The organism is Brevibacillus sp. MCWH, assembly GCF_013096935.1.
Classification (GTDB): domain Bacteria; phylum Bacillota; class Bacilli; order Brevibacillales; family Brevibacillaceae; genus Brevibacillus; species Brevibacillus aydinogluensis.
Window position 1 is genome coordinate 1 of the sequence record NZ_SDLF01000127.1, and the last position, 481, is coordinate 481.

Annotated in this window: 1 protein-coding gene; it reads left to right on the forward strand. The window is 41.8% G+C overall.

The features are described 5' to 3' along the window. Positions 1 to 460, forward strand: a 460-nt coding sequence (locus ETC00_RS19700; RefSeq protein ID WP_305792677.1) for a phage tail sheath C-terminal domain-containing protein, incomplete at its 5' end; no start/stop codon positions are given. Positions 461 to 481: the final 21 nt, after the last annotated feature.

Here is a 481-nt window from a genome sequence, read left to right on the forward strand (position 1 = left end):
CGATAATGGTGAATTTGTGATTTACCACGATGGGGAAAAAGTGAAGGTCGGTCGCGGGGTGACATCGCTCGTTACGACCACGCAAGATAAGGGAGACGATTTCAAGAAAATTAAAATCGTCGATATCCTCGATCTCATGTATATGGACATTCGTAAGACGATTGAGGATAAGTATATCGGCAAATATGCGAACAGCTACGAAAACAAGGTGCTGCTCATTCAAGCCATTAATGCGTACTATGAGCAGCTAGAGATTGACGGGCTACTCGACACAGGAAAAAATAGTGCAGAAATTGATTTAGATGCACAACGAGTTTACTTGCGGTCGATTGGCGTTGATGTGGATTCAATGAAAGATCAACAAATTAAAGAAGCAAATACAAGAGATAAGGTATTTTTATTGTCACGTGTACGTCCTCTTGACGCTATTGAGGACATCGACATGAAAGTGCTAATTTAGGGAGGTGCTGACGAATGGAAC